This is a genomic window from Variovorax multivorans (assembly GCF_051216835.1).
GTDB lineage: Bacteria > Pseudomonadota > Gammaproteobacteria > Burkholderiales > Burkholderiaceae_C > Variovorax.
This window is the reverse complement of record NZ_JBPJZL010000028.1, coordinates 33,183-40,021: the sequence shown is the minus strand read 5'-3', so window position 1 is coordinate 40,021 and position 6,839 is coordinate 33,183. Positions and strand designations below refer to the sequence as shown.

Below are 6,839 nucleotides of genomic sequence, written 5' to 3'. Positions count from 1 at the left end.
GTTCAGTGGCGGCCCGCCGGGGCCTCAGTGCAACCTTCGACTTGCACCGTGAAACCAGCTCTTCCCGGTTGTTGGTGAGAAAGTTGCGCATGTTGCGGGACCTCGATGGCTTTCGCCGGGTTCATCCAATGGATGCCGCCTGCTTTTGCTTCGCGGGCGTGCATGCCATCGTTAGCTGGCCGGGGTGGAACTGTCTGTGCGGTGGCGAACATATTTGGCGCGCTGCGGCCTAGACCGAGCGCGGACTGCCTCCGGTGCCAGGAGGAGGAGAAAAGGACGGCCAAGCGCCTCGGCTATAGGGCGACTTGCCCTATGTCGGTGGCAAACCAGCGAAAGATATTGGTCGGGTTTTTCCAATCCTTCGTGCACCGAACGAACAGAAAGCCGGACGCTGCATTACCGATTGCGTCGATGGGAATGCCAGCGGCCCGCAACGCTGCCGCCTCTTCTTCAGCACTCGTATCGATCGGCAGTTTCAGAGTGATGGTCGCGCTGTGGATGACTTGCTTTGGCATGGATTTTCCTCCCGTGATTGCTCGGCACGTTAGGAAAGTCGAGGAAATTGGTCTGTGCGATTTCGCACATAAGGAGCGCCGCTTTCCTCAAGAGCAAGTCCAGAAGAGACGCGGGCAATGGCTTACGTCGACCGGCTGTGCGCGGAACAGGCGTAAAAATGCCCGCTTGAGGCGGGCACTGAAACGTTGGAAGTTCAGGATTTGGACAGTGACAGCCCGCCAGCATCGAGGCTCCGCCTTGGATGGGCGGGCGCCTAAGCTACCTCTACCAGCGCTGGATGGCCGTCAACAAGATCATGGCGTGGCTCTGGCGTTCGGTCTGTGTGCTATCGCACGGTCCAAACTTCCTCCCAGCGGTAGTGTCACGGTTCCAACTCCTTCCATATGGAGGACACCATGACTCCCTCCCAATTCACCGCCGAGTCTCTGCTTTGTGCCTACCTCAACGGGCGCAGCATGCCGAAGATCCTTCGTGACGCGGTTGTATGGGTGATCGAGGCCCGGCTGGCCAGCAACGAGACGCCAATTCTCGACGAAACGCTGCGCATTGACATCGACAACCATGCGGTAGCGCTTCCTGAACGACCGATCGTATGTGCCTTGCTGCGTCGCTCGGACGAGGCTGAAGTCACAACGTATGCAAGCGCGAGGCATCCAGGCCACCGAGAGTTCGGAACCTCAGTGTATTGATACGAGTGCTGGAGCTTCAGGGCCACCCATCGGCTTCAACTTTTTCGCTGACATGGCTTCCGGCGTTATGGCGAATCCGGTGCGCTGACGCCGGCGTGATCGGAGCGAAGGCACATCACTGGTGGTGTGCTTTCGCGATTCAGTATTCGTCAGACATCCGCAAAGTCTGTCGCGCTTTATTTCGCTGGCTGGGTCTCCGGAGCTGGTGTGACGATCACAGTAGTGCTTTCGCTAGGCTTGCCAGCCTCCCCTTTTTTTCCATCGACGCCTTGGGCACCGGCTACACCGGGGGGGCCTGCGGGTCCGGGCGCAGCCACGGGTGCCGCTGGAACGGCGACCACGGCAGTGGGTCTATCGCACGCGGCCAAGCTCAACGCGCCGAGCAGCGTAAAAGTCAGGAGTGAACGGTTCATGGAGAATCCTTTGAAGGCCCCTCAGGCTAGGCGCATTTCTGGCATGAGACGGTGCGCCAGCGAACATAGACTGAATCGCCCCGGCTTCCCTGGACACTTTTGAGCTGTTGGAAATGACGTCGCTCGACCTCTACGGGCGACAGGTTGCCGCAGCGGCTCATGCTGCAGACCAGGTTGTGGTCACGCAAGAAGCCCTGCCAGTCACGACCGGTTGAATCCGCCGTCTTGAGCGGAAGTTGGGCCCGAGCCTGAACGACCGACGATGAATGAGGGCTGTATTGGCTCCGCCCATACCCCAGGGGGCCACCTTTCCGCAGGTCCATCGACCTCCCCATGCTAAATCTACCCGGGTGAATTTCAACCGGATTTAGGCGATCCGACGCATTCATGAACGTTCAGTAGCGTCTCCCAGCAGCCTGCATCAGCAGAAACCTCTCGGAAAAGTACGGTCGTGCAGTTCCGAGTTAACTGAGAACCGACAGCACCTGCGGCAACCCCTGTCACTTGAAAGCCCACCGATTGCCCTTATGATTAGCACTCGCTGCTGATGAGTGCTAACAGCCCTCGCTTCCAGTCGATGGGCTGCCGGCCTCCGGTCCGGCACCCGACCACAAACCCGTTTCTTATCCATACATCCAGGAGATGCAATGAAACTTCGTCCTTTGGCCGATCGCGTGATCGTCAAGCGTGTTGACAGCGAAACCAAGACCGCCTCCGGCATCGTCATCCCCGACGCAGCCGCTGAAAAGCCCGATCAGGGTGAAGTCCTGGCCGTGGGCCCGGGCAAGCGCAACGACAAGGGCGAACTGGCCGCACTGACCGTCAAGGTCGGCGACCGCGTCCTGTTCGGCAAGTACAGCGGCCAGACCGTCAAGGTCGGCGGTGACGAATTGCTCGTCATGAAGGAAGACGACCTGTTCGCGGTCGTCGAAGGCAAGTGATTTGCGGGACAGACCAAGCCGGCGCGAAGCGCGGATTGCTCTGTCCTCAACTGATTAGATTCAATTTCTGGAGTAAACAAACATGGCAGCAAAAGACGTAGTCTTCGGCGGTGAAGCCCGCGCACGCATGGTCGAGGGTGTGAACATCCTGGCCAACGCAGTCAAGGTGACCCTGGGGCCCAAGGGCCGCAACGTGGTGCTCGAGCGCTCGTTCGGCGCCCCCACCGTCACCAAGGACGGTGTGTCGGTCGCCAAGGAAATCGAACTCAAGGACAAGCTGCAGAACATGGGCGCCCAGCTCGTGAAGGAAGTGGCTTCCAAGACTTCGGACAACGCCGGTGACGGCACCACCACCGCGACCGTGCTGGCACAAGCCATCGTTCGCGAAGGTTTCAAGCTGGTGGCTGCCGGCATGAACCCGATGGACCTGAAGCGCGGCATCGACAAGGCCGTGACGGCCCTGGTCGCCGAGCTGAAGAAGGCTTCGAAGCCCACCACCACGTCGAAGGAAATCGCTCAAGTCGGCTCGATCTCGGCCAACAGCGACGAAACCATCGGCAAGCTCATCGCTGACGCGATGGACAAGGTCGGCAAGGAAGGCGTGATCACCGTGGAAGACGGCAAGTCGCTGGACAGCGAACTCGACGTCGTCGAAGGCATGCAGTTCGACCGCGGCTACCTGTCGCCCTACTTCATCAACAACCCCGAGAAGCAATCGGCGCTGCTCGACAACCCCTTCGTGCTGCTGTTCGACAAGAAGATCAGCAACATCCGTGACCTGCTCCCCACGCTGGAACAAGTCGCCAAGGCTGGCCGTCCGCTGCTGATCATTGCCGAAGAAGTCGAAGGCGAAGCCCTGGCTACGCTGGTCGTGAACACGATCCGCGGCATCCTGAAGGTCGTGGCTGTCAAGGCTCCTGGCTTCGGCGACCGCCGCAAGGCCATGCTGGAAGACATCGCCATCCTGACGGGCGGCAAGGTCATCGCTGAAGAAGTGGGCCTGACGCTCGAAAAGGTGACGCTGGCCGACCTGGGTCAAGCCAAGCGCATCGAAGTGGGCAAGGAAAACACGATCATCATCGACGGCGCTGGTGCCGCTGGCGACATCGAAGCCCGCGTGAAGCAAGTGCGCGTGCAGATCGAAGAAGCCACGAGCGACTACGACCGTGAAAAGCTGCAAGAGCGCGTGGCCAAGCTGGCCGGCGGCGTTGCAGTGATCAAGGTTGGCGCCGCCACCGAAGTCGAAATGAAGGAAAAGAAGGCTCGCGTCGAAGACGCCCTGCACGCTACCCGCGCTGCAGTGGAAGAAGGCGTCGTGGCTGGCGGCGGCGTGGCTCTGCTGCGTGCCAAGCAAGCCGTGGGCGAGTCGGTCAAGGGCGACAACGCCGACCAGGAAGCCGGCATCAAGCTGGTGCTCAAGGCCATCGAAGCTCCCCTGCGCGAAATCGTGAACAACGCCGGCGGCGAAGCCTCGGTGGTGGTGAACGCTGTGTTGGCCGGCAAGGGCAACTACGGCTTCAACGCTGCGAACGACACGTACGGCGACATGCTCGAACTGGGCATCCTGGACCCGACGAAGGTCACGCGCACCGCACTGCAGAACGCCGCTTCGGTGTCCTCGCTGCTGCTGACGACCGAAGCCATGGTCGCTGACGCGCCCAAGGACGAGTCTGGCGCCGGCGGCGGCATGCCCGACATGGGCGGCATGGGTGGTATGGGCGGCATGGGCATGTAATTGCCCGGCTGAGCACTGCTCACCAAAAGAAGAAGGGCCGCGAAAGCGGCCCTTTTTTATTGCCTGTGTCAGTTACTGAAACTGGTCTCGCAGCACCGTGTAGAGCGCCTGGAAGCGTGTGTGGCGCGCGCTATGCACAGCAGCTCCTTCGGTCGACGGAATCAACTGCTGCTGCACCGGCGGCAGCTTGCACACCTCAGCCACCGCGCCTCCATCGGCCAGCCACGCCAGCCGCGCCGCGCCCAGCGCCCCGCCCGTCTCGCTCCCCGCATAGAGCGTGAGCGGCACCTGGAAGATGTCAGCCAGCAACTGGCCCCACCACACGCTGCGCGCACCACCGCCCACCAGCGCCACTTCGCGCAGCGGCATGTCGACCGGCAGCCGCAGGGTGTCGAAGCCATCGCGCAGCCCGAAGCTCACGCCCTCGACCACGGCGTATGCGATTTCCGCCGGACCGTGTGCATGCGTCAGCCCGAACAGCACGCCCTGTGCATTGGGGTTGTTGTGCGGCGAACGCTCGCCTGAGAGGTACGGCAGGAACAGCGGGCAGCGCTCGCGCTGCGCCAGTGGCACCGACGCCGCCGCTTCGAGCAGCGCGGCCTCGTCGGTGAACCGGAAGGTCTTTGCGGCCCAGCTCACCGCGCTCGCGGCCGAGAGCATCACCGACATCTGGTGCCAGCGCTTCGGCAGCGCATGGCAGAAGGCGTGCATCGCCTGCGCGGGGTTCGGCAAGAAGCGGTCGGTGGACACGAACACCACACCCGACGTGCCCAGCGACACAAAACCCTGCCCCGGCTCGACCAGCCCCATGCCGACCGCGCTGGCCGCGTTGTCGCCAGCACCGCCGGCAATCAGCACCGCACCACCGCCACCTACACCCCAGCGCGCCGCAAGCTGAGGCTTGAGCTGCGCCGACACCTCACTGCCTTCGACCAAGCGCGGCATGTGCGCACGCGTGAGCCCCGTGGCAGCGAGCAGTTCGTCGGACCAGTCGCGCGCACCCACGTCGAGCCACAGTGTGCCAGCAGCATCCGACATCTCGCTGACCGCCTCTCCGCTGAGCATGAAGCGCAGCCAGTCCTTCGGCAGCAGCACGCGCGCAACGCGGCTGAAAACTTCGGGCTCGTGCTCGCGCACCCACAACAGCTTGGGCGCAGTGAAGCCCGGCATCGCCAGGTTGCCCGCAATCTCGCCGAGCCGCGGTACGGCACGCGCAAGCTCCTCGCACTGCGCGCCACTGCGCCCGTCGTTCCAGAGAATCGCCGGGCGCAGCACCTGGCCCGCTTCGTCGAGCAGCGTGGCGCCGTGCATCTGGCCCGACAGGCCGATCGCGCGCACCGCCGCAAGCTCCTCGGGATGCGACTTGCCAAGTGCGCGCATTACCTCCTCGAGCGCATGCCACCACTGCTGCGGCGCCTGCTCCGACCACAGCGGTTGCGGCCGTTCGACCGTGAGCGGCGCGCGGGCCACGCCCACGATGCGGTGATCGTCGGCGAGCAAAAGCGCCTTGAGCTCGGACGTGCCGAGGTCGAGTCCCAGATACAAGATGAACCCCCTGGTTTTCTGCTGCTTACTTAGGAAGAGACGCCACTACCGAAGCGCGTGTCGGCCTGCCGGCGGAATTCGCTCGGCGTCATGCCCTTGATCTCAAGGAAGCGCCGGTTGAAGTTCGCCACGTTGTTGAAGCCCACCTGGTAGCAGATGTCGGTCACGTAGTGGTCGGTCTGCATCAGCAGGTGGCAGGCGCTGTTGATGCGCACGCGGTTGACGAAATCGGTAAAGCTGTTGCCGGTGGAGCGCCTGAAGAAGCGGCTGAAGCGGCTCTCGCTCATGCCCAGCTCGGCCGCCACGTCCGACATCGAGATCGGGTCGGCCATGTTGTTGGTGATGCGGTTGACGATGCCGTTGATCTGGTCGACCTGCGCATCGCCGTCCGCACCCTGTGCGCCCTGCATCTGCACGCTCGACAGCAGCCGGTAGTCGGTGCATTGCGCCAGGTCGGCCATGAAATCGAGAAACAGGCTCAGGCGCCGCACGCCGCGCGCGGCCTTGATGCTGTCCCAGTGCGCCTGCGCGTTCTCCGACATACCGAAGAACTCGATGCCGTGGCGCGCCCGCTCCAGCAGGAGCATTACCTCGCGCAGCTCGGGAATCTGGGATGCCGCGTGCTCGATGGGCTCGTGTCGGAACTGGATCACCCGGTCGCGTCCCGCGGCGCCGCCTTCGGGCACGTCGAGCGAGATCCAGTTGTGCGGCAGCCGCGGCCCGCACAGCACCAGGTGCCCGGGCTGGAACGGCCCGATCCAGTCGCCGATGAAGGCCTTGCCCGATGTCTCGGTGATCAGGTGCAGCTCGTAGTCTTCATGGAAGTGCCATCGCACCAGCGGGCTCGGAAAGCCGTGCGCGAGGCAGCGCACCAGGCCGGTTTCTTCGGGGGTCTCGTAACCCAGCGAGGGGGAACGCGTGAAGTCGCGCTCCAGCTCGGGCTGGCGCTGACGGGGAATCGAACGCTTTCGGGTGGACGTCGTCATGATGGCAGCACGGC

General features: G+C 63.1%; 7 protein-coding genes. 4 read left to right on the top strand and 3 right to left on the bottom strand.

Annotation, left to right across the window (positions count from 1 at the left end; genetic code table 11):
• Positions 1 to 233 (top strand): hypothetical protein (locus tag ACSFCA_RS35360; RefSeq protein WP_435477480.1); only part of this gene is annotated, 233 nt, incomplete at its 5' end.
• A gap of 60 nt (positions 234 to 293) precedes the next feature.
• Here the strand turns inward: ACSFCA_RS35360 and ACSFCA_RS35355 are convergent.
• Positions 294 to 515, bottom strand: coding sequence for a hypothetical protein (locus ACSFCA_RS35355; RefSeq protein ID WP_258351036.1), 222 nt, complete (start codon positions 513 to 515; stop codon positions 294 to 296).
• A gap of 396 nt (positions 516 to 911) precedes the next feature.
• Between ACSFCA_RS35355 and ACSFCA_RS35350 the strand changes: the two genes are divergently transcribed.
• From ACSFCA_RS35350 to groL, 3 genes are all read left to right on the top strand, one after another.
• Positions 912 to 1,205: a hypothetical protein gene (locus ACSFCA_RS35350; RefSeq protein WP_416491201.1), complete on the top strand. Its 294-nt coding sequence runs from the start codon at positions 912 to 914 to the stop codon at positions 1,203 to 1,205.
• A 1,060-nt stretch (positions 1,206 to 2,265) separates the two neighbouring features.
• On the top strand, positions 2,266 to 2,559 hold the full coding sequence (locus ACSFCA_RS35345; protein ID WP_258351038.1) for a co-chaperone GroES: 294 nt from the start codon (positions 2,266 to 2,268) through the stop codon (positions 2,557 to 2,559).
• Positions 2,560 to 2,641: 82 nt separating this feature from the next.
• Positions 2,642 to 4,294 carry a chaperonin GroEL gene (groL, locus tag ACSFCA_RS35340; RefSeq protein ID WP_093048403.1) on the top strand — a complete coding sequence of 551 codons (1,653 nt, stop codon included), beginning with the start codon at positions 2,642 to 2,644 and terminating at the stop codon, positions 4,292 to 4,294.
• Between the two features lie 72 nt (positions 4,295 to 4,366).
• Here groL and xylB read toward each other — a convergent pair whose 3' ends face one another.
• A complete protein-coding gene (gene xylB, locus ACSFCA_RS35335) occupies positions 4,367 to 5,839 on the bottom strand; it encodes a xylulokinase (RefSeq protein WP_435460918.1) in 1,473 nt (490 codons plus the stop codon).
• Positions 5,840 to 5,868: 29 nt separating this feature from the next.
• Positions 5,869 to 6,825, bottom strand: a complete 957-nt coding sequence (locus ACSFCA_RS35330) for an AraC family transcriptional regulator (protein ID WP_258351040.1) — start codon at positions 6,823 to 6,825, stop codon at positions 5,869 to 5,871.
• Positions 6,826 to 6,839 lie beyond the last annotated feature (14 nt).